The organism is Chryseobacterium sp. KBW03 (genome assembly GCF_003852415.1).
GTDB classification, from domain to species: Bacteria; Bacteroidota; Bacteroidia; order Flavobacteriales; family Weeksellaceae; genus Chryseobacterium; species Chryseobacterium viscerum.
Genome location: NZ_QAJO01000002.1, coordinates 366,505 through 388,652 on the forward strand (window position 1 = coordinate 366,505; position 22,148 = coordinate 388,652).

The 22,148-nt window shown below is 36.8% G+C and carries 23 protein-coding genes; 13 read left to right on the forward strand and 10 right to left on the reverse strand.

From position 1 onward, the window contains the following. Window positions 1-22 precede the first annotated feature (22 nt). From coaD to DBR39_RS03780, 4 genes are read left to right on the forward strand one after another with little or no spacing between them, the layout of a single operon-like run. The gene (coaD, locus tag DBR39_RS03765) at window positions 23-487 is read left to right on the forward strand and encodes a pantetheine-phosphate adenylyltransferase (RefSeq protein WP_076356137.1); all 465 of its coding nucleotides are present in this window, start codon (window positions 23-25) and stop codon (window positions 485-487) included. Between the two features lie 23 nt (window positions 488-510). Then, entirely contained in the window at window positions 511-882 is a 372-nt protein-coding gene (locus DBR39_RS03770) for a four helix bundle protein (RefSeq protein WP_124530901.1), read from the forward strand. A 49-nt stretch (window positions 883-931) separates the two neighbouring features. Continuing rightward, entirely contained in the window at window positions 932-1,564 is a 633-nt protein-coding gene (locus DBR39_RS03775) for a trimeric intracellular cation channel family protein (RefSeq protein ID WP_103233004.1), read from the forward strand. Window positions 1,565-1,568: 4 nt separating this feature from the next. Then, the gene (locus DBR39_RS03780) at window positions 1,569-2,102 is read left to right on the forward strand and encodes a hypothetical protein (RefSeq protein WP_124530902.1); all 534 of its coding nucleotides are present in this window, start codon (window positions 1,569-1,571) and stop codon (window positions 2,100-2,102) included. Window positions 2,103-2,144: 42 nt separating this feature from the next. Here the strand turns inward: DBR39_RS03780 and DBR39_RS03785 are convergent, their stop codons facing one another. Beyond that, window positions 2,145-2,711: a DUF2892 domain-containing protein gene (locus DBR39_RS03785; RefSeq protein WP_124530903.1), complete on the reverse strand. Its 567-nt coding sequence runs from the start codon at window positions 2,709-2,711 to the stop codon at window positions 2,145-2,147. A gap of 74 nt (window positions 2,712-2,785) precedes the next feature. Beyond that, window positions 2,786-3,280, reverse strand: a complete 495-nt coding sequence (locus DBR39_RS03790; protein ID WP_124530904.1) for a dihydrofolate reductase — start codon at window positions 3,278-3,280, stop codon at window positions 2,786-2,788. 74 nt (window positions 3,281-3,354) lie between these two features. Here DBR39_RS03790 and DBR39_RS03795 point away from each other — a divergent pair, with 74 nt between their 5' ends. From DBR39_RS03795 to DBR39_RS03815, 5 genes are all read left to right on the forward strand, one after another. Continuing rightward, a complete protein-coding gene (locus tag DBR39_RS03795; protein WP_103233000.1) occupies window positions 3,355-3,960 on the forward strand; it encodes a LemA family protein in 606 nt (201 codons plus the stop codon). 2 nt (window positions 3,961-3,962) lie between these two features. After that, the gene (locus DBR39_RS03800; protein ID WP_185147131.1) at window positions 3,963-4,391 is read left to right on the forward strand and encodes a TPM domain-containing protein; all 429 of its coding nucleotides are present in this window, start codon (window positions 3,963-3,965) and stop codon (window positions 4,389-4,391) included. Then, window positions 4,372-5,187, forward strand: coding sequence for a TPM domain-containing protein (locus DBR39_RS03805; RefSeq protein WP_124530906.1), 816 nt, complete (start codon window positions 4,372-4,374; stop codon window positions 5,185-5,187). The genes DBR39_RS03800 and DBR39_RS03805 overlap by 20 nt, the downstream gene beginning before the upstream one ends. Window positions 5,188-5,385: 198 nt before the next feature. After that, the gene (locus DBR39_RS03810; RefSeq protein WP_124530907.1) at window positions 5,386-5,907 is read left to right on the forward strand and encodes an NAD(P)H-dependent oxidoreductase; all 522 of its coding nucleotides are present in this window, start codon (window positions 5,386-5,388) and stop codon (window positions 5,905-5,907) included. 3 nt (window positions 5,908-5,910) lie between these two features. After that, window positions 5,911-7,800 carry a monovalent cation:proton antiporter-2 (CPA2) family protein gene (locus DBR39_RS03815; protein ID WP_124530908.1) on the forward strand — a complete coding sequence of 630 codons (1,890 nt, stop codon included), beginning with the start codon at window positions 5,911-5,913 and terminating at the stop codon, window positions 7,798-7,800. A 1-nt stretch (window position 7,801) separates the two neighbouring features. Here DBR39_RS03815 and DBR39_RS03820 read toward each other — a convergent pair whose 3' ends face one another. Continuing rightward, window positions 7,802-8,629 carry a GIN domain-containing protein gene (locus tag DBR39_RS03820; RefSeq protein WP_124530909.1) on the reverse strand — a complete coding sequence of 276 codons (828 nt, stop codon included), beginning with the start codon at window positions 8,627-8,629 and terminating at the stop codon, window positions 7,802-7,804. Window positions 8,630-8,883: 254 nt separating this feature from the next. Here DBR39_RS03820 and DBR39_RS03825 point away from each other — a divergent pair, with 254 nt between their 5' ends. Then, window positions 8,884-11,025: a M3 family metallopeptidase gene (locus DBR39_RS03825; RefSeq protein WP_124530910.1), complete on the forward strand. Its 2,142-nt coding sequence runs from the start codon at window positions 8,884-8,886 to the stop codon at window positions 11,023-11,025. A gap of 147 nt (window positions 11,026-11,172) precedes the next feature. Next, a complete protein-coding gene (locus tag DBR39_RS03830) occupies window positions 11,173-11,550 on the forward strand; it encodes a YchJ family protein (protein ID WP_124530911.1) in 378 nt (125 codons plus the stop codon). A gap of 133 nt (window positions 11,551-11,683) precedes the next feature. On the opposite strand, the gene DBR39_RS03835 is transcribed toward DBR39_RS03830, so the two are convergent. The 3 genes from DBR39_RS03835 to DBR39_RS03845 form a co-directional block, all read right to left on the reverse strand. Continuing rightward, a complete protein-coding gene (locus DBR39_RS03835) occupies window positions 11,684-12,184 on the reverse strand; it encodes a peptidylprolyl isomerase (protein WP_124530912.1) in 501 nt (166 codons plus the stop codon). A 116-nt stretch (window positions 12,185-12,300) separates the two neighbouring features. Next, a complete protein-coding gene (locus DBR39_RS03840) occupies window positions 12,301-12,552 on the reverse strand; it encodes a VF530 family DNA-binding protein (protein ID WP_124530913.1) in 252 nt (83 codons plus the stop codon). Between the two features lie 9 nt (window positions 12,553-12,561). Then, on the reverse strand, window positions 12,562-13,422 hold the full coding sequence (locus DBR39_RS03845) for a hypothetical protein (RefSeq protein ID WP_185147132.1): 861 nt from the start codon (window positions 13,420-13,422) through the stop codon (window positions 12,562-12,564). 372 nt (window positions 13,423-13,794) lie between these two features. On the opposite strand from DBR39_RS03845, the gene DBR39_RS03850 reads away from it, so the two are divergent. Continuing rightward, window positions 13,795-15,000: an exonuclease SbcCD subunit D gene (locus DBR39_RS03850; RefSeq protein WP_124530914.1), complete on the forward strand. Its 1,206-nt coding sequence runs from the start codon at window positions 13,795-13,797 to the stop codon at window positions 14,998-15,000. A 3-nt stretch (window positions 15,001-15,003) separates the two neighbouring features. Then, window positions 15,004-18,039: an AAA family ATPase gene (locus DBR39_RS03855; RefSeq protein WP_124530915.1), complete on the forward strand. Its 3,036-nt coding sequence runs from the start codon at window positions 15,004-15,006 to the stop codon at window positions 18,037-18,039. A gap of 44 nt (window positions 18,040-18,083) precedes the next feature. Here the strand turns inward: DBR39_RS03855 and DBR39_RS03860 are convergent, their stop codons facing one another. The 4 genes from DBR39_RS03860 to DBR39_RS03875 form a co-directional block, all read right to left on the reverse strand. Further along, window positions 18,084-18,911: a universal stress protein gene (locus DBR39_RS03860; protein ID WP_124530916.1), complete on the reverse strand. Its 828-nt coding sequence runs from the start codon at window positions 18,909-18,911 to the stop codon at window positions 18,084-18,086. Between the two features lie 43 nt (window positions 18,912-18,954). Beyond that, window positions 18,955-20,367: an inorganic phosphate transporter gene (locus DBR39_RS03865; RefSeq protein ID WP_124530917.1), complete on the reverse strand. Its 1,413-nt coding sequence runs from the start codon at window positions 20,365-20,367 to the stop codon at window positions 18,955-18,957. Further along, entirely contained in the window at window positions 20,358-20,585 is a 228-nt protein-coding gene (locus tag DBR39_RS03870) for a hypothetical protein (protein WP_124530918.1), read from the reverse strand. Before DBR39_RS03870 ends, DBR39_RS03865 begins: the two co-directional genes overlap by 10 nt. A gap of 171 nt (window positions 20,586-20,756) precedes the next feature. Continuing rightward, window positions 20,757-21,782, reverse strand: coding sequence for an LLM class flavin-dependent oxidoreductase (locus DBR39_RS03875; RefSeq protein WP_124530919.1), 1,026 nt, complete (start codon window positions 21,780-21,782; stop codon window positions 20,757-20,759). Between the last annotated feature and the right edge of the window lie 366 nt (window positions 21,783-22,148).

Sequence of the window (22,148 nt, forward strand, 5' to 3'; positions counted from 1 at the left end):
AAGAAATTATAACTCGTACAACATGAAAATTGCTGTTTTCCCTGGGTCATTTGACCCTATTACACTAGGACATTACGACATTATAGAAAGAGCGGCACCGCTATTTGATAAATTAATCATCGCCATTGGACAGAATTCTCAGAAGAAATATATGTTTCCTCTTGAAAAAAGAATGGAATTTATCCAGAATTCCGTAGCAGAATTCCCCAATGTGGAAGTAGATTCATTCGAAGGCTTAACGGTAGATTACTGTTTTGAAAAAAATGCTCAATACATTATCAGAGGATTGAGAAACCCTGCCGATTTTGAATTTGAAAAAGCGATTGCTCATACCAACAGAACTTTAGCCCACAAAAAACTGGAAACGGTATTCTTACTGACCTCTTCAGGAAAATCTTTTATCAGCAGCAGCATCGTAAGGGAAATCATCACCCACGGCGGCGAGTATGAACTGATGGTTCCGGACTCCGTGAGGGTGGAGAAATAAATATAAGTAATGAGCAATAAGTAATGAATAATTTTGATGGGGTAAATTTTAACCAAATTTTCAGGGAAAGGACCAAAATCTTTTCTATTGCTATCATTAGAACACTTTCTTCATTACCTTATTCAGATGATATTTCAATAATAAGAAAACAAATTATCAGATCTGCAACTTCTGTGGCAGCCAATTACCGGGCAGTATCCAGAGCAAGATCTGAAAAAGAAAAATTTGCTAAAATGTGCATAGTAGTCGAAGAAATTGATGAAACTCAACTTTGGCTTGAAATTATTGAAGAATTAGAATATTTAAATCCGGAAAAAATTCTACATTTAAGAACAGAATGTGAAGAACTTGTAAAGGTTATGACTACCTACAAGTTTAGACTTTCTCAAATTTAAATGGCATAATTTTTATTACTCATTGCTCATTACTTATTATTCATAATATATGCACGAACAGTTCAATTTTGCTATAGAAGTCCTGGGGACCATTGCCTTTTCCATGTCGGGAAGTTTTGCAGCCATGCAAAAACGGCTTGATCCGTTTGGGGTACTTATTATTGCATTTGTAACTTCCGTAGGAGGAGGAACTGTAAGAGATCTATTGCTTGATATTCCGGTATTCTGGATGCATGATCTTCTGATGTGTGCCCTGATCCTGGTGACCAGCATTTTTTCAATGGTATTCAAATCTCTTGAAAAGAATTTTAAAGTAACCTTATTTATCTTCGACAGCTTCGGTCTTGGATTATTCACCATTATCGGAGTTCAGAAAGGATTAAATGCAGGAATCCATCCTATGATCTGTATTGCATTGGGTACCATTACAGGTTGTTTCGGAGGTATTATCCGGGATATATTACTCAACAGAATTCCATTGATTTTCAGAAAGGAAATTTATGCTACAGCATGTATATTAGGAGGTTCAGCATTTTTATTGATGACCAGATATACTACACTTTCCTATACTTTTATACAAATATTCACTATTATACTGATTGTGGCGATTCGAACATTTGCTGTAAAATACCATTGGCAGATGCCTAAGTTTTATGGTTATGATCAGAATTCGGAAATGTAGCTTTGTGAAAAAAACACTTTTTATCATTTTTTCATTTTCTTTATTCTCCTGCAAGCATGAGAGTAAATTTGATTTGAATAAAGACCTTTATCATTTTTCAGAAAAGATGGAAAACGGAGATACGGTCAAAATAATGACTGATCTTTCAGCCTGTATGTTCTTTGCATTTGAAACATATACTTTTACCAAAAAGAATGACACTCTATTCCTTGAGAAATATTCTGAAGCAGCATCTCATGATAAAATAACTCAAATATTACCTAAAAGAATCTACAAAGTAAAATCAAGCGATCCTCTGTCTTTTGAAAATTATCTTAAATTCCTGAATAAAGAAGATAAACCGCATGAGAAAGGAGATTTCCCTTTGGTTACTGTAACCTATAAAAAGCAAAGTCGTAAATTTTATGATGATGGACTCCGGGATAAATTTATGAAGCATGATAGTTTGTTTCTCGTAAAGGAAAACATTTACCCAAAAGATACTTTTTTTAAACAGGAAGCACCTCCTCCTCCAACAATAAAAAACAAAAAGTCCTGAAAAATTCAGGACTTTTATTTTTATATAGATATCGGAGATTCCTTAGAATCTTCCTCTCTGTCTCATATTAGGATTATGCATGTGCTTCTGCATAGTCGGCATTTTCAACTGATCTTTCATCATTTTGATCTGATCGGTCATCATTCCTGCGCTGTCTAATCTTTTTGCTTCTTCCAGTAACTTCTGCCCTTCCTGTTTTCTTCCTTTGGAAATAGCTGCTGCTGCAAGATTTAAAGTAGCCATTGCTCTGTCATGCTTCATATTCAAACCATATTCCAATGCTTTTTTCATAAAAGGTTCTACTTTTGCAGGGTGATCCTGAGCTTGAGTCAGTCCTAATAAATAGTGAAAATATCCGTATTGAGTCTTGTGAAGTTGTCCTTTATAATCTGTTATTTTGGTTAGCCATTCACCCGCTTTTTCCATATTTTGTTTTCTCAATTGCCAGAATGCCAAAAGAATATATTCATTTTTAAAGAATAATAAGATCGGCAATGCAGCCAAAAGAAAAACAACAATACCCCATCCCATACTTCTTGTGAAAAATATCAAATAAAGTCCCGCCAGGATAAGAAGTGCTGCTATTACAATTTTTATGTATTTATTCATTATTAAATTTTAGAAGTGCAAAGATAAAAAATTTACAGGTTAGAAGCTAGAGGTTAGAGGTGAGAATTCTGTAATTACTCGCTCTTGATTTTTTCAAAGGTCTGGAAACAGAAATCATAAGCATTTTTCTCATCCTTCTCATGGCAGATCTCTGCAGTTTTTTTCCAGATCTTCTCATCAATTTTAGGGAAGAATGTATCTGCTTTAAGATCTGCTTTCACTAAAGTTACTTCAAGCCTGTCTACCAAATCCATTGTCTGCTCATAAATGTTTCCACCCCCAATAACGAAGACTTCCTCATCAATTTTTTTGGCAAATTTCAATGCTTCTTTGATGCTTCCCACGATAAGGATTCCTTCTTCAAACCAGTTCTTCTTTCTTGACACAACAATATTGGTACGGTTCGGAAGGGGCTTTCCAATACTTTCGTATGTTTTTCTTCCCATAATGATGGGATGTCCTGAAGTTATATCTTTAAAATGTTTTAGATCTTTAGGAAGATGCCAAAGCAACTGGTTTTCAAAACCAATTTCATTTTTCTCTCCCATTGCCACCACTATTGTTGTCATTCAAATAATTTTTTACAAAATTAGCACATAATTTGTATATTTGGTTAGCACAAAAAATTTAAAAAAAATAAACTATGAAAAATAAAGGATGTTTGGGTGCCGGAACTATCGGTATTGCCCTCCTTATTATTGTTGCTGTTCTATTCTTCTGGGGAAAAAGCGGATATAACAGCTTTGTCGACAAAGAACAGAGTGTCAACGCAAAATGGTCTAATGTAGAGACTGTATATCAAAAAAGAGCAAACCTTATTCCTAACCTGGAAAGAACGGTAAAATCGTATTCAAAATTTGAACAGGAAACGTTAACGCAAGTTGTGGAAGCACGTTCCAAAGCTACTTCTATCAACATTGATCCTAGTAATATGACTGAAGCTGACCTTGCTAAATTCCAGGCTGCACAGGGAGAATTATCAGGAGCATTGAGCCGATTAATGGCTGTAGTGGAGGCTTATCCTAACTTAAAAGCAGATCAGCAGTATATCAACTTCCAAAGAGAATACACTGCTATTGAAAACAGTATCAGAACTGAAACTGTTTATTATAATGATGCTGCAAAGGATTACAACACTTCCATCAAGACTTTCCCGAATAATATTTTGGCGAATTTCACCAACTTTAAAGAAAAACCTTATTTCAAAGCTGAAGCAGGTGCTCAAAAAGCCCCTGAAGTATTCAAATAATAATGGGTAATTTCCTAACAAATCAACAGATCGCTTCCCTTGTGGAAGCGATTCAGTCTGCGGAAGATCATTCTACGGGAGAGATCAGGGTGCATATTGATTCCAATACAGAAAACCGTGATGCCAAGACGGCATTTGACGTTTTCAAAAAACTCGATATGGATAAAACTGCTGACAGGAATGCTGTTCTTTTTCATGTCAATTTTGAAAAAAAATATCTGACCATCATCGGAGATATCGGAATCCATGAAAAAGTAAGACAGTCTTACTGGGATCACCTGCACGACTATATCACTGCAGAATTTGCCAAAGGAAATTATCACAAGGCGCTGAAAAGTGCCATCCTGGAAACAGGACTTGAACTCAAAAAACATTTTCCTGTAGAAGGAGAAAATCCAAACCAACTGTCAAATGAAATTACGTTCTCTTAAAATAGTATTTTCATTTGTATTGCTATGCTTTTACACTTTTGTATCAGCACAATACACCATTCCCGAAAAACCTGCAGTTCTTTACCCTGTCTTTGATGAAGCCGGTTTGCTTTCTCAACAGGAAAAAGATGCCCTTAATAATAAGCTGATCAAATTTGCAGATTCTACCTCAACAGAAATTGAAGTAGTGATCATCCGCTCCACCAAAGGAGAAGATGTCAACTTTCTGGCAACCATGTTCGGTGAGAAATGGAAGATCGGAAAAAAAGGAGTGGATAACGGAGTGGTTTTCCTTGTTGCCACAGAAGACAGAACGATGTCTATCCAGCAGGGACGTGCCGTAGAACAATATCTTACCGCTTCAGTAGCAGGACAGATCTTAGATTATATTGTTACCCCAAACTTCAAGAAAGGACTTTGGTATGACGGCATCAATGGCGGAACCTCAGCCATTATGGAGGCTGTTGAAGGGAAATTCAAACCCGTTGCAACAACAGCTCCTTCCGGCAACGGAAGCGCTTTTAAAGTCCTGATCATTGCTTTTGTTATTTTCATCATTATTGCCATACTTTTTGGTAACAGAGGCGGTGGCCGTGGTGGAAATAATGACGACGACGACGATGTCATTATCACCAGAAAAGGACGCAGAAACTATCCTGGTGGCTTCTTCCCATTCCCTGGCAGCTTCGGAGGAGGTGGCTTTGGCGGCGGAAGCTCCGGAGGCGGAGGCGGCGGATTTGGAGGTTTCGGTGGTGGAGGAAGCTTTGGAGGCGGTGGTGCTTCCGGAGGCTGGTAAATCAGTAAATCACTTTCAGAATATATAAACAGATCAGGTCATCACGGCCTGATTTTTTATTTAAAAACCTAAAATAGTTTGTTTTTTTTAACTTTTCTTAATGGTAAATTGATTTTTATGTATTAAAAAATTAATAAAACCTCATAAAAACCACCTTTTATTCAATGTTTTTTTATTATATTTACTGAAAACAGGATTATGAAGAAGACGTTGGTAGTATTTGCACACCCTTATCTGGAGCACTCAAATTCGAATGTAGAGCTCATCAATTTCTACGTTCGCCACCAGCATTATACCTTAAGAGATCTTTATGAAGAATATCCTGATTTTCATATTGCTGCTTTCAGAGAAAGAAAACGTCTTAAAAACTATGACCGCTTTGTTTTTCAGTTTCCCTTGATATGGTTCGGAATGCCTCCTCTTCTCAGATTATGGATCGATGAAGTTTTCGACAGAGACTGGCTGAAAGAGGGTGAGCATAATCCTTTGGAAGGAAAAGAGGTTTATATCCTCGTCACCACCGGTGGAAAAGAAAGATCTTTCACAAAAACCGGCACCTATCAATATACAATCGATGAACTGATCAGCGGACTGATTGTTTCTCTAAAGGTTTTCAAAGCGGATATCAAGTTCATCAAAATCGTATACGAAGCCAATAAACTGTCTAAAAAAGAAATTATTTTACATAAAAAGGAATTTACAGAACTACTCAATCAATAGCCTATGGAATCCAGCTTAGCAATGAACACATTAATTTTTCTGGGGGTAGCCATTATTATGGTTCCATTGGCCAGAAAATTAGGGTTGAGTTCTGTGATCGGTTATATTTTAGGAGGAATCATCATAGGACCTTATGTACTTCGGCTTACAGGAAATAATGTAAATGATATTATGCATGCCAGTGAGTTTGGGGTCATTATGCTTTTATTTCTGGTAGGTCTGGAACTGGAACCCCGGAAATTCTGGGAAATGCGAAAGAAAATAATGGGTCTGGGACTTTCTCAGATGGCACTCACTATTTTGTTACTTTTCTTAGTCTTCACAAGTGTAGGCTGGAGAGTAGATAAGGCAATTACTGTTGCCATGTGTTTTGCTTTATCTTCTACAGCAATAGTTCTGCAAACGTTACAGGAAAAGAATAACCTTAAAACAACAGCCGGGGAAGCTTCATTCTCTACGCTATTGTTTCAGGATATTTCGGTCATTCCTATTTTGGCAATACTCCCTATTGTGGCAAACTATAAAGCAAAACATCACGATAATGAAATTCAGATTCTGATCCAAAAACTTCCGGAGTGGCTTCAGGCCGGAACAGTAATTTTAGGGGTAGTCCTGCTTATTTTATTGGGTAGATATGTCTTTGTTCCTTTCTTGCGATATGTTTCAAAATCGGGAATGACAGAGCTATTGACGGCTTCTTCCCTATTTCTGGTTATTGGTGTTTCTGAGCTGATGATTGTTATTGGCCTTTCTCCGGCATTAGGAGCCTTCCTTGCAGGAGTAATGCTTGCCAACAGTGAATTCCGTCATGAATTGGAAGCACAAATTGATCCTTTCAAAGGGCTTTTATTAGCTGTGTTTTTCGTTAGTGTAGGATCAACGATCAATTTTAATATTATTCAGAAAGATCCACTATTTATTTTCAGTACTGTTTTTGCGGTGCTGGCAGTAAAATTTATGGTTTTATATACCATCGGAAAGTTTTTCAGGATAGAGACTCCTCAAAGTCTTTTTTATGCATTTGCTCTTTCTCAGGTAGGAGAATTTGCATTCGTACTGCTTAACTATGCATCGGATCTTTATCTGCTGGGACCTGAAATGAATGCACAGATGATGGCTGTTACAGCAATTACCATGTGTATCACTCCCATTCTTCTTATTATCAATGATAAGTTTATTACGCCGAAATTCATCAAAGAAATTCCTGAAGAAGAGAATGATTTTAATATTCTTGACAATGATATTATTCAAAAAAAGATCATCATTGTGGGTTTCGGGCACTTTGGAAGTACCGTGGGACGTCTTTTAAAAGCCAGTAAAATATCGGCTACTGTCCTGGATCGCGACTCTGATCGTGTAAAACTGCTCAGAAGCTATGGTTTTAAAGTATATTATGGTGATGCCACAAGAATTCCTATTTTAAGGGCTGCAGGAATTGAAGATGCTGAGATCTTGGTTTTATGTCTGGATGATCCGGATGATAATAAATTCATTGCAGAACTTGTTCGTGAGCATTATCCTGAAGTGAAAATTTTTGTACGGGCTAAAAATAGGATTGATGCCTATGAGTATCTTAACAGCGGAGTCAATCATATTTACCGTGAAACCTTAGGAACTGCTGTTGATATGGCTGTTGACGTGCTTCATGAAACAGGAATGAGAAAATATGCAGCAAGACGTCTCGGACAAAGATTTATGGCTATTGATAAAGCATCGATCAGGAAGCTGGCAAAAATGAAGGAAAATAATGATGATATTACCCTATTTACCACAAAAGAAATCCTCCAGCGAGAGGAGGACTTATTAGCGTATGATAATCTTAATTTTGATAATAAAAATTGGGAAGGCTCCTCATCCACCGATGGAGAAGATGAGGATGAATCCCAGGATTGATTTATTGGATGTTTACACTTCCACCACTGCTTTCTTCTTTGCTCACATTCTTAAGCTCTCCTTTTTTAGAGATATCCACACTTCCACCAGATGAAGCACCAGCCTTCACGCTGGAAACAGCACTTATCTGAACACTTGCCCCACTGGAAGCATCTGCTTCTACATTATCAGCGATAACACCTTTGGCTGAAACACTACTGCCTGAAGAGGCACTGATGTCCACCTTTTTCGCTTTCCCGGAAATGTCAAGAGTAGATCCTGATGAAGATTCAATATCAAGGTTTACAGCCCAGATTTTACCGTTGAAACTGCTGCTGCTGCTTATGTTGATATCCATATCATTAGCTTCCAGATCTCCGGAAATACTCCCTGCACTTGATACTTCAAGATCTGTTTTCTCCTGAGTAAATTTATCTTTAATAATAATTCTTGCTGCTGAATCGGCAAGAAGTTTATTAAAGTCTTTTGTGTAAATTTTGGCCGTTACTTTACTAATATTCATCACTCTGATTCCAGGTTTATAATGAATATGCAGTCTTCCGCCATCATTGTCTACAAGAATTTCATTGATGATACTCTGAGGGGCAGAAATCACCACTTTTTCTGTTTCAGATTTTATAATTTCTGCTTCTATCGCTTGAGAAATCTGAATTTCATCAAAATCTCCGTTAAATTCTTTATGCTGTATCGGGCCGCTTTCTTTGCTTACGACTTTCTCTACCCAATTACTCCTGTCTCCATCTCTATCTCTGTTTCTGTTCTCATGCTTGTCATTACATGAGGCTAATGCCGCTAAGGCTGAAAAAATAAATAAAGTCCTTGTTTTCATGCTTATTTCTTTTGTTAATTATTTTTGTTGATTTCTTTACTTAAATAACAACTAATTTATAAAAAATATTACATTACAATTAAAAATACTGAAATACTATGCTATACAGATTTTCAAAATGGTAGTATATGTTCCACAACATTCTCTTATTCATCTAAAAGCACTTACTGAACGCGTTTAATAAATACATTTTCCAAAATAGATTCTATGATACAAGTTTTTAATATCTTTATGCTTTAATAACAACTATATTTATGAAGAATATTTCATCGGTATTATTAATTTCTGCCTTGGCGTTCAATCAATCTTGTACTACAATGAAACAGACCGATATTCAACAGGAGCTTCCTGCACCTGATTCCTCTTTATCTTCAAATCCTTTTATGAAGAAAAGCAAGCTTCAGTACGAAGCTCCAGAATTTGATAAAATCAAAAATGAGCACTTTAAACCTGCATTTAACTATGGTTTAAAGCTGCACGAAGCTGAGATTATAAAAATTGCCAACAATCCGGCTGCCCCAACTTTTGAAAATACAATCGTTGCATTGGAAAAAAGTGGTGAAGTATTGAGAAGAGCACAAATTGTATTCTCAAACCTTACAAGCGCAAATACCAATCCTACTTTACAGGCTTTGGACGAAGAATATGCCCCTATTTTTGCTGCACATTCCGATAAATTGTACCTGAATGAAAATCTTTATAAAAGAATACAATCCATCAAAGAAGACGGTCTTGATCCTGAAAGCAAAAGACTGGTACAATATTATAAACAAAACTTTGAAATTGCAGGGGCTAATCTTTCTGCAGCTGACAAAGAAAAATTAAAACAGCTCAACCAGGAACTGGCTTCTCTTTCTACTCAATATTCTAATAAATTATTGGAAGCAAGAAAGCAAGGCGGAGTATTTTTCTCCGATGCAAAAGAACTGGACGGACTTTCCGCTGATGAAATTGCAGCCGCTGCGGCTGATGCCAAAACAGCAGGACAGCCTGGAAAATATCTTCTGGCTTTACAGAATACTACACAACAACCACTTTTGCAAAACTTAAAAAACAGAGCTACCAGAGAAAAGCTATTCAAAGCTTCATGGACAAGAGCTGAAAAAGGCGATGCTAACGATACTAGATCAACGATCGAAAAACTGGCTAAGCTGAGACTGAGTAAAGCTCAGATTTTAGGAAAGAAAAACTTCGCAGAATGGAAACTTCAGGATCAGATGGCAAAAACACCTGAAGCAGCTACCAATCTGATGAATCAAATTGCTACTCCGGCCGTGGAAACAGCCAGACGTGAGGCAAAAGATATCCAGGATCTTATTGATCAGCAAAAAGGAGGATTCAAAGTAGAACCTTGGGACTGGAATTTCTATGCTGAACAGGTAAGAAAAGCTAAGTTTGATCTTGACGAAAGTGAAATAAAGCCTTATTTTGAAATTACAACAGTTCTTGAAAAAGGAGTTTTCTTCGCTGCTGAAAAATTCTACGGACTGACATTCAAAAAGAGAACAGATCTTCCTGTTTACCATCCTGATGTAGTAACGTATGAAGTTTTCGATCACGATGGAAAATCTATCGCGATCTATTACCTGGATTTCTATACAAGAGATTCTAAAAACGGTGGTGCATGGATGAGTAATTTCGTTGAGCAGTCTTATTTATTAGGAACAAAACCTGTCATTGTTAACTGCTACAATTATCAGAAACCTGCTCCTGGAAAACCTTCATTAATCAGTTATGATGATGTTTCAACAATCTTCCATGAGTTTGGACACTCTATTCACGGAATGTTTGCGAGCCAGAAATACCCTTCTCTTTCAGGTACAAATGTACCAAGAGACTTTGTAGAATTCCCGTCTCAGATCAATGAGCACTGGGCTTTAGATCCTGTTGTTCTGAAGAACTACGCGGTTCATTATGAAACAAAACAGCCTATTCCACAGACATTAGTAGAAAAAATTAAAAAAGCTTCTACTTTCAATCAGGGATATATGACTACAGAATTGGTTTCTGCTGCTGAATTGGATATGGATTGGCATACCGTAAGCAACGACAGCCAGTTTATTCCTGTCTTAGACTTTGAAAAGCAGTCTTTAGCCAGCCATGGATTCAATCTGGCAACAGTTCCACCAAGATACCACACTCCTTATTTTGCACACATCTGGGGAGGTGGATATTCAGCAGGATATTATGCTTATTTATGGTCTGAAACATTGGATAATGATGCATGGGAATGGATCAGTAAGAATGGTGGATTAACCAGAGAAAATGGTGACCGTTTCAGAAAATATATTCTTTCCGTAGGAAACTCTGTAGACTTGAACCAGGCATTCAGAGACTTTACAGGACACGATCCGGATATCAAACCTTTATTAAGAAACAGAGGTTTTATTAAATAAATCAATAGGAAGCATTCTTTTAAGAGTGCTTCTTTTTTATGTTTTGGCTAAAGCCGATGGATTTTTCTTTGTTTATTTTTTAACCGGCTAAAGCCCGTTCCTATTGAATTTCATTATTTTTGCAGTTCACATTTTAAAATATAATATATGGACTGTCCCTGCTGTTCAGGAAAATCCTACGAAGACTGCTGCAAACCTTATCATACCGGAAAAAAGCATGCTCCCACCGCTGAAGCTTTGATGCGCTCAAGGTTTTCTGCTTTTGCTATTCCGAATGGTGAATATCTGATGGAGACTACCCTTCCGGGAAAAAGAAAATACCACAATAAAAAAGATCTTCAGGAATGGGGAGAAATCAACCAATGGACAAAACTGGAAATCATCCGGACTCCTACTTTAAATCATGTAGAGTTTAAAGCTTATTATACAGACCAGGATGGTCATCCGCAGCTCCATCATGAATTTTCACTTTTCCAAAAAATGCATGAACGCTGGTATTATGTTTCAGGGGAATTTTTAGATTAGAACCATCCCGTCAAAAATTCTTTAAATTATAACTATTGTAACTTTATAAATAAGAATACCCACAGAATTGATCTGTGGGTATTCTTTATCTTTTACCTAAAAAATGTCCGAAAAATCGGACATTTTTTATTTTTTAGTGAGCTTCATTTCCGTCAACTCCATGAGCATGTCCATGTGACAATTCCTCTTCAGTTGCTGGACGAGTATTTAAAATTTCTACCTGGAAATCTAAAACTTTCCCTGCCATTGGATGGTTAAGGTCTGCTACTACAACTTCAGGAGTAACTTCTACTACAAATGCCTGGAAATTGTTCCCTTCATTATCAGATAAAGGTAAAATAGCTCCAATAGGTGGAGTTCCAGATTCTTTAAACATATCAATTGGCAATTGTGCGATAGCATCAGGCTGTCTGTCACCATAGGCTTCTTCAGGCTGAATTGTAAAATCTGCTTTATCACCAGCTTGTAAGCCCAGGATATTTTCTTCAAATTTTGGAATCATCATTCCCATACCGTACAAAAATGTAAGCGGATTTTCTGTTGTTGTCTCTTCTACAAGAATCTTACTTCCATCTGGTTCGATAGTGTGAAGTATGTACTTTACAGCTACAACATGATTTTTTTCAATTGTCATATTTCTTATTTTTTTCGTGCGCTTTTTTCACGATTAATTTTACAAATATACTATTTTTGAAATGATTGTTCGGAGGAGAAAATCAAATGAAAAATCTAAAAGTGAAATCCTGCTTTCTATTTTCTGCCCTTGGTTTCGTCACGCTTTTTCTGTCTCAGCACAAAGAGATAAAGACTTTCTACTTTTGTTCTGGCCCAAGGGGTTTTCCGTAAAAATTTCAGGGAGGAAGTGATGCTCGGGTTATCTGTAAAACATTTGATATTGATCTGTTCGCCTAGCCCTTCGAAGCCTTTATAGTATTCTACAAGTTCTTCAAGGATAGCATCCAGCCTTTTTCCATGTAAAGGATCTTTGGACTGTTGTTCCATTATTTATCTTTATTTATTTGAATCTTGAGTATCTTTATTTTCTGTCTTCTTATTTTTTTCCAATTGATAATTGGCTATCTTCTTAAAGTTTTCCGTTTTCATTACAAATGCCTTATTCGATTTATGATTCCATATACTTGCATATTTTTTAGAAACTGTGGTATAGGTTTCCCATCCTGTAAGATTTTGATACAGCATAAGGGTACAAATATCCGTGGGAGTAATCTGCTGCCAGTTATCCAAAACATGAGAATGAACTCCACTTGCGCCAGTACCTTTATTTGTACTATTTATATCGTGAACAATTATTCCTTTATGTAATTTTTCAACATTTTTTATTTCATCATTATTATTAAAAGTCAGCAAATAGTCATTTCCGAAAACAACTACATTATCTACAGAAGCCCCGGTTAAAACATATACTTTCTTAGAATCCTTTTTAATGATTGGTATCAGATTAAAATTTGTGTTATTATAATGCTTAAAAATGGTATCATTGTTTATTCTCGCAAGAGCTTTCTGTCTGATGGTAAAATAATCCTGTTCAACAGAAGTGAAATCCCTTTCAGACAAATCGATTTTTGCATTGGCAGGGTTATAATTAGTAGGAAAAGAAATTGTAGCCACTACTTTATTCTGCTTGGAGAAGAAAATACACTTAGGAACATCATCTAAATAGGAAAAATATCCTCCTATATTTTCCATATTTTTATAATTCTCTTTTACAATATCTGTTCCATACCAGCTGGCCATTTCGCTACGATATAAGGCAATACCTTCTTCTGTCACCTCCTCTGATATTTTTTCAAGATCCTGAGCATTAATACATACACCTAGTAAAGTCAATAAAATTGTTAAACAAAACTTCATGAATATTAATTTTCATCAAAAATACTAATAAAATAAATCTATCTGAAAAAGATTTGTATCTGGTTTAGATTTAATCATCAACCTATATTTTGAACTGTATGTTTGTATTTTGTTTCTTATTTTTGAAAAAGCTATTGCTTACTAATAAAAATTATTCGTTATAAACCAATATGAGCAAAAACAACGAAGCAAACAGGAAAAAAAATAAAAAGAAAATTGATCAGAAAAAACGGAAAATACAAGATGCGGAAACAGAAAGGAAAGCGCGTTTAAAACAAATTCTGGAAGATTTCAAAGTAAAAGAAACTGATAATCAAGAATGAAAATCGTTCATTACTCAATCTATTTACGTTAAACAATGATACACTTTTTATGAAAATTCTGCACACAGCCGACTGGCATTTGGGAAAACGACTGGACCGCTTTTCACGACTGGAAGAGCAAATTCTGGTAATGGAGGAGATTATAGGCATTGCTGATGAAGAGCATGCAGATCTTATCCTTGTTGCCGGTGATCTTTTTGACAATTTTAATCCGAGTGTAGAAGCCGTTGAGCTTTTTTATAAAACATTGAAACGTTTATCTTTGAATGGAAAACGTCCTGTAATTGCAATTTCAGGAAATCACGACTCCCCCAATCTGATCGATGCTCCGGATCCTCTTGCCCGGGAATGCGGGATTATTTTAATAGGTCATCCTAAAGCTGATGTTAAGCCCTTCAGTACAGAATATTTCAACATTTCAAATTCTAAAGAAGGTTTTATAGAACTGAAAATTGAAGGGATAGATTTCCCTGTAAGAATTCTTCACACTCCTTTCGCGAATGAGATCCGTTTAAAAGAATATTTTGGGGAAAATAAAGAGGAGGAAATCAACAAAGTCCTTTCACAAACATGGAAAGATCTTGCTGATCAGTTTTGTGATGCTTCCGGAGTGAATCTTCTGACCGCTCATTTGTATATGAATAAAAGAGGAGCGGAAGTTTTGGAAGAACCTGAAGGAGAAAAACCTATTAAGATCGGAAATGCAGACCTTATTTTTTCGGATACTATTCCTGAGCAGATTCAATATACGGCGTTGGGGCACCTCCATGGTTTTCAGAATATCGGAACAAAGGAAAAGCCTGTTATTTATTCATCTTCTCCCCTATGCTACAGTTTCAGTGAAGCCGGACAGACAAAATATGTGTCCATTATTGATGCAGAACCTGGAAAGCCAGTTAATTATGAAAAAAAGGCCTTAAAAAACGGGAGAGCCTTAGTCCGAAAAACATTTACTTCTATAGAAGATACCGTTCAGTGGCTGAGTGAAAATCCTTATACATTTATTGAACTTACGCTGGAAAGTGAGACTTTTCTAACAGCTGACGAAAGAAGATTAATCTATCAGTCTCATAACGGAATTGTTCACCTCATCCCAAAAGTCAAAAATAAAGAGCTGGCTGAAAATCTAAGCCAGGAAATCAATTTAAGTCAGGATATTGACATATTATTCAAGGATTATTTTAAATCTAAAAACGGCGGACAGGAAGCCAATGAAGAACTGATGAATTTGTTTAACGAAATTTTAAATGCATAAGCCATGATCCCTGTTCAATTAACTATAGAAGGACTTTACTCCTACCAGGAACGCCAAACGATTGATTTCAGAAACCTTACCGAAGCTGGATTGTTTGGTATTTTCGGAGCGGTGGGTTCTGGAAAATCATCGGTTCTTGAAGCGATTTCATTTGCTTTATATGGAGAAACGGAACGTCTGAACATGCGTGATAAAAGGGCTTACAACATGATGAATTTAAAATCAAACAGTTCTTATATAGAGTTTGATTTTGTGAATTATGAGAATAAGCTTTTCCGTGCTGCCCGTGATTTTAAAAGAAATCTGAAAAAATTCGAGGAAGTAAAACCTAATGCAGTTACTTTTTATGAGAATATCAACGGCAAATGGATTCCTTTGGATCACTCGAATGCGGAGACGATCATTGGTTTAAGCTATTCCAACTTCAAAAGAACTATCATTATTCCGCAGGGGCAGTTCAAAGAATTCCTTGAATTGGGTGCCGCAGAAAGAACGAATATGATGAAGGAGATTTTTAACCTTCAAAAATTCGATCTTCAGAACAATGTTTCTGCACTTAATGTAAAAAACAGATCTGAACTGGATCAACTTGAAGGCCAGCTAAAAGGTTTTGAAGAAATCAATGAGGAGAAAATCCAGACTCAGAAAGAACAGCTGACAGAGGAACAGAAAAGACTCTCTGAATCGAATGAAAAACTGGAAAAGGTTTCCCATACCTATCAACAGCTGAAAAACTTAAAAAGCGATTTTGAAAGTTTACAGCAGAATAGGGAAAAATTCAGCAAACTCTCTGAAGAAAAACCTCAGATGGATGCTCTGGAAGCACAGACTGAATTATACGACCGTACTTTCAGGCTTTTCAACCCGTTGATTATTGAGAAAAATAAGCTTTCGAAAGAAATTAGCGATAAACGGAACGAAAGAGAACAGCAGATCAAAGACTTGCAGGAGACTGAGAAGGCTTTCAATACGATCAAAGAACAACTCACAGCACTTGAACCGCAATTTAAAGCTTTAGAGCAATCCAGAATTCAGGAAAACGATTTGAGCTTCATCATTCAAATTCTGAAGTTTTCTGAAGAAATCAAAGTTCTGAATGAAAGAACTCAAAAGGGTTCTGAAAAAGTAAAAGAAGTAAACCTTCATAAAGAGAAGATTCAAAAGAAGATTGATGAACTTTCTGCACAGATCAAAATCTTAAAGGAGCAGAAACTGGATTCCGCTTTGCTTTCTGAAGTGGGAAATTGGTTTATTCAACAAAAAAACTTGAAAAAATCACAGCAGGAACAAGCTGAAAAGATTGAGAAACATCTAAAACAGATTGGAGAAATTGCAGAGGAATTAAAGCCTTTTGCCTATCAGGAAAATTATAAGGAAGATTTCAAAATCAGAAAAGAAACCCTAGAAACAAATAAAAAGGAGCTTTCCCAGAAACTGGATCATCTGAAAATTCAAAAAGAACTTTCCCGTTTCGCCAGTGGACTTCATGAGGGTGAAAACTGTCCTCTTTGTGGATCCAAGGAACATCCGCATATTGTGGAATTTCATGATGTGAATATTGAGCTGCAGGAGATTCAGGAGAAAATAGCCTCTGTGGAACAGGAAATTTCCGGTATTCAAAAGCAGGAAGCAGAAATTGACAAAATTCTGGACCGCAAGAAAATCTTTGAGGAGCAACTTCTTTCGGAGCAGAAAATTATTGTTCAGATTCAGAAAGAGATTGAAAATCATATCCTGAATTTTACATGGAAACAATTTGCTTCAGATCAGGAGGAAGAGTTTGAGAAAAAACGTACCAACTCATTTACTTTAGAAAAAAAGATTGAAGAAACGGAGCGAAGCATTGCTTTGGAAAGAGAAAATCTGGAAAAAGAAACCAAAACTCTGGAAAAGTATAAAAGTGCCCTGGAAGCTTTCCGTATAGAAGAGGTTGCTAAACAGGAACAGATCAATATCAGCCGTTCTGCTCTTAAGATTCTGGATTGGAATCTGTATGTTCAAAAAGCGATCATAGAAGTTGAAGAAACCTACCAAAAACTAGTATTCTCCAACAAGGAAACTGAAGAAAATTACCAAAAGGCTCTGCAGCAAGAAAAAATTTTATCTCCAAAACTGGCAGAACAAAAAGCGATTGTAAGCCAATCGGAGAAACAGATTACAGAACTTGAAAAAGAAATTTCCGGGAATGAAGAGGCGATCATCAAAGCCTTGGCAGATCAAAACTTCACGGAGTTTAAAGAGATTGAAAATATTTTACTTCAGGAAATTGATATTCAACTCGTGAGAACCAAAATTCAGAATTTCAAAGTTGATTTCGAAGCTTTAAAGAAATTCATCGGCGAGCTGGAATTAAAACTGAAAGGACTTTCATTTGACAGTGAACAGTTTTCTCAGTCTGAACAACGGTTCAATGAAGCGCAAAGTGAGCAGAAGCAAATCAGTGATTCTGTAGTCACGAAGACCGCAGAAATAGACCGATTGGAAAAAGAGTTTGTGAAAAAAGAAGGACTTCTGAAAGAATTGGCAAAGCTTCAGAAACGTTCTGAAAATTTAAAGATCATGATGAACCTGTTTAAGGGAGCAGGTTTTGTGCAATATGTTTCTTCTATTTATCTGAGACAGCTTTGTGATCATGCGAATGTTCGTTTCCACCGCATGACCAGAAACCAGCTGAGTCTGCAGCTTAATGAAAACAACGACTTCGAGATCATCGATTACCTCAACGAAGGGAAAAGCAGAAGTGTAAAGACGCTGTCGGGTGGACAAGCCTTCCAGGTTTCTTTAAGCCTTGCTCTGGCATTGGCAGAAAGTGTTCAGGCTAACGCAAAAGCCGATAAAAACTTCTTCTTTATTGATGAAGGTTTCGGAACTCAGGATACCGAATCGGTGAATATTGTATTTGAAACGCTCACCAATCTGATGAAAGAAAACAGGATTGTAGGAATTATTTCGCATGTTGAAGAACTGAAAGAGAAAATCCCTACAGCTCTCAACATTATTAAGGACGAGGAAAGAGGAAGTCTGATTGAGATTGTATAATTAATCTCAGAACCTCAAAAGAGATTAAAGGCTGGCTTGAAATCTTACGCATGAAGAATCAATACAGCCTTCACAGATTTGTTCAGGATCTCATCTACAGTGCTTCCGGAAAACAATCGGTAAATAATATTGTGATTGTGTTTTACCAGACATAAAATATCTGTTTTATTGGTTTCTATGAAATCAACAATTCCGCTTGATGGTTTATCATCCTCAACGTAGTGAAAGGTGATCTCCACAGAAGAAAGCTGATCTTTTAATTTCTTTTCCCCATTTTCTATGGCTCTTGCAGCTGTATCTTTATCCGAAATATGGAGTACTTCCAGCTTCTTCGGATCGGAAACTTTAAGGAGCTGGTTCAATGCTTTTATATCCCTTACGGATAGTTTTGTGGTTTTGTAATCAGCAGCCAGCGTGATAACAGGTGTTGGATGAAGTATGCTTTCTGCAGGAACGATTAATGTAGGAATCCGCATTTTGCTAATGGCTAAACTGGCATTGCTTCCTATAATTCCTTTAATGCCCGTAGCTCCCGTCATTCCCATTACTAAAAACGACACATCATTATATTCTATGTATTTCGTAATGACATTTCTCAAAAAGCCAACATCACAAACGGTTTTTACCGGAATGTCTTTATACTCGTCATTATTACAGAAGGTTTCAGCCCATTCTTTCAGAGCGGATCTTTTTCTTGCATAGTAATCTTCAATAAAAATGGCGTTGTATGTACTATTGTTGATGCCTTCGGTAGGATGAATGGCATTCAGTACCGTTACTTTCATCTTTAGAGTTTTGGCGAGGGACAGAGCATACAACAGCGCATTACCTGCGTTGTTGGAAAAGTCTGAGGCAACTAATATTTGTTTCATTTTTTTCGGTTTTAATAATAATCACTGAATTAAAAATCTGCCACTAAATAAACAGATGGAAACATATAAATAACAGTAAAGATAATACAATAGAAACCGGTAAAGTAAGTACCCAGGCAAGACCGATACTCTTTAATGTAGCCGGATTAAGGTTACTTTTACCACCGGAAGCGACCATAGAACCTGCTATACCACTTGACAAGACGTGCGTGGTACTTACCGGCAATCCCAGAAATGTACTGATACCGATAGTAGATGCGGCGACAATTTCGCTGGATGCACCCTGGGCATAGTTCAAATGTTCATTTCCTATCTTTTCACCAATGGTTACTGCTATTCTCTTCCAGCCTATCATAGTTCCCAGCCCCAGAGAGACGGAAATGATGATAATGACCCATAGAGGAGCAAATTCGGTTAACTTTTTAAGTTCAGAAATCTGGCTGGTAAGTATTGCCCTGTTGGATTCGTCAATAGCTATGGCTTTATTTTCGTTCAGTTTTTTTAAAGAATCAATAAGGTTATCTACCTCTTTTCTGAATTTGTAAGTAGCTGCTTTGTCCTTTTCATTCTTATGTATCAGGTTTTCTTTTACATTTTCAATAGCAAGATTCAAGGTCTTAAATTCAGCTGTATTTTGAATATTTTGGGCAGCTGCTGCTTGTAATGTATGCTCCGTTGTATTCAGGATAGAAACAATCTTATCGTTAGGAATATCATGATTAATTGCAAATTGGGCAGGCATAAAAGCGATCAGGATCAACATAAAAAGCCCTACTCCCTTTTGTCCGTCATTACTGCCGTGAAAAAAACTTACTAACGTACAGGTTGTTATTAAAATAGCTCTGATCACAAAAGGAGGTTTATCATTGGCACCCGTCGGAATATGAAAAAGTGCTTTATAGCGGATTACATATTTAAAAAACCACATCAGCAGAACAGCTAAACAAAATCCTACGATAGGGGATAAAATGAGTGACATCCCAATTTCTTCCGCTTTATGCCAGTTCACCCCGCCTCCATAATACCAGGTAAATCCTAAGCCGGCACCAATTAAAGCACCAATCAGGGTATGAGAGCTGGAGCACGGTATTCCAAAGTACCAGGTTCCCAGATTCCAGATGATTGATGCCAGTAGAACAGCAAGAACCAAAGAGGCTCCCACAGCAACCGGCAGCGTTACAAGGGTATCCATGGGTACCAGTTTTAAGATTCCCATTGCAACAGCAATTCCTCCTGTAAAAACTCCCAGAAAATTCCAGAAGCCTGACCATGGAATTGCAATAACAGGTTTAAGAGCTTTGGTATAAATTACGGTAGCCACAGCATTGGCTGTGTCATGAAAACCGTTTACAAACTCAAAAGCCACAACAGCTATCAGACACAGGATGAAAATAATGACAAGCCCTGTACTGAGATCCGGATCCACTGAAAAAAATAGAATATTATTTAAAAGCATGGTTTTTTGTTTAGATTTTCGAATGACTGGATGAACAGAACATCCAGAATGTTGAGAAATGAAACCATCGAAAAGGTATAATGAGGAAGATATCCTGAGTAGTAATAGACCTTGGAACATCCAAACGACCTGCTTAGTGAAATAGAAGTAGGGGGAAACTGTTCGTTACCAGTATAATACAGATTTTGTATCATGTGGATCATAGACAGGTCAATCATTAATAGCTATCGCTTTGTTTCATCACTGTAAAGAAATGAAGTTTAAAAGATTACGATGTTAATAAATGATTAACTGTTTATTATATTTAAAAAATAGGATTCTCTGCAATATAAAACAGAATAAAAAAAGGAGACCTTTTCCGGTCTCCTTATCATATCTATAAACGACTGTTACAGTCCTTTTATAATGGGTTTTACTTCTTTCCCAAATAATTCAATAGATTTCATCATCACTTCATGAGCAGGATCTCCCACATCCATATGCCCGATAAATCTGGTGATTCCGAAAATCTCTTTCATGTAAGCAATTTTATCTGCTACTTCTGCCGGACTGCCAATAAATAATGCTCCATCTTTATTTCTTCCTCCGTCATACTGCATTTTGGTATATGGAGCCCATCCTCTGGAGGCCCCTATCCTATCCATCTGGGATTTATAATTATGGAAATATCCATCTACTACTTTTTGATCATCACTCACAAAAGTATGTGAATGAACCGCAATCTGCATTTTTGAAACATCATGCCCTGCTTTTTGATATTCCTGTTTATAGAATTCAATCAGGTTTCTAAACTGAATCGGCATTCCTCCAATAATCGCTACCACCAAAGGCATTCCAAGCTGTGCTGCACTTAAAACAGACTGTGGAGTTCCTCCAACGGCTCTCCAGATTGAAAGCTTTCCATCATTTTTTGCTCTTGGGTAAACGGTTTGATTTTCCATCGGAGCACGAAGTTTTCCTGACCAGCTTACATTTTCTTCAGAATTGATTTTCAGTAATAATTCTAATTTTTCGTCAAATAACTGCTCATAATCGTTCAATGAATATCCATACAATGGAAACGATTCAATGAAGCTTCCGCGTCCCACGAAGATTTCTGCTCTTCCGTCTGAAATCAGATCCAGTGTTGAGAAGTCTTCATATACTTTTACCGGCTCCGAAGAACTCAAAACAGTCACGCCACTGGCCAGTTTTATATTTTTTGTAATACTTGCCGCCGCTGCCAATACGATTTCCGGAGAAGAAACAGCATAATCCGGACGGTGATGCTCTCCCATAGCGAAAACATCAATTCCTACCTCATCCATCAATTTTACCTGATCCAATATCTCACGAATCTTAATTCCGGCATCTCTATATTTCCCGGTTGACTGGTCAAAAGCCAAATCACCGAACATTCCTATTCCTAATTCCATATTGTTGTTTTTAGTGATACAAAATTACCACTATGAAAGTTCAAAAACATTGATGTTTGTTAAGATCGGAAGTACTGTTGGGGACAAACGGTTCTTTTTGTTGGAAAACGCGAAGGCGCAAGGATTTTATCTTCATTCTGCTTTAAGGCGCAAGAAAATCGAAGATTTTCAGCAAAGGCATATTATATTGGCTTAAATTTTCTTACAGATTAAAAAGATTATACAGTATAAAATTTTATCGCAGATAAAATCTTTGCACCTTACAACATAAACCATATCAAAAACTTGCGCCTTTGCGTTTTCCAACATTCTTACTTCTTATTCAACAGAAGCAAAAAATCCAGCCGTTCCGGCTGGATTTTATTA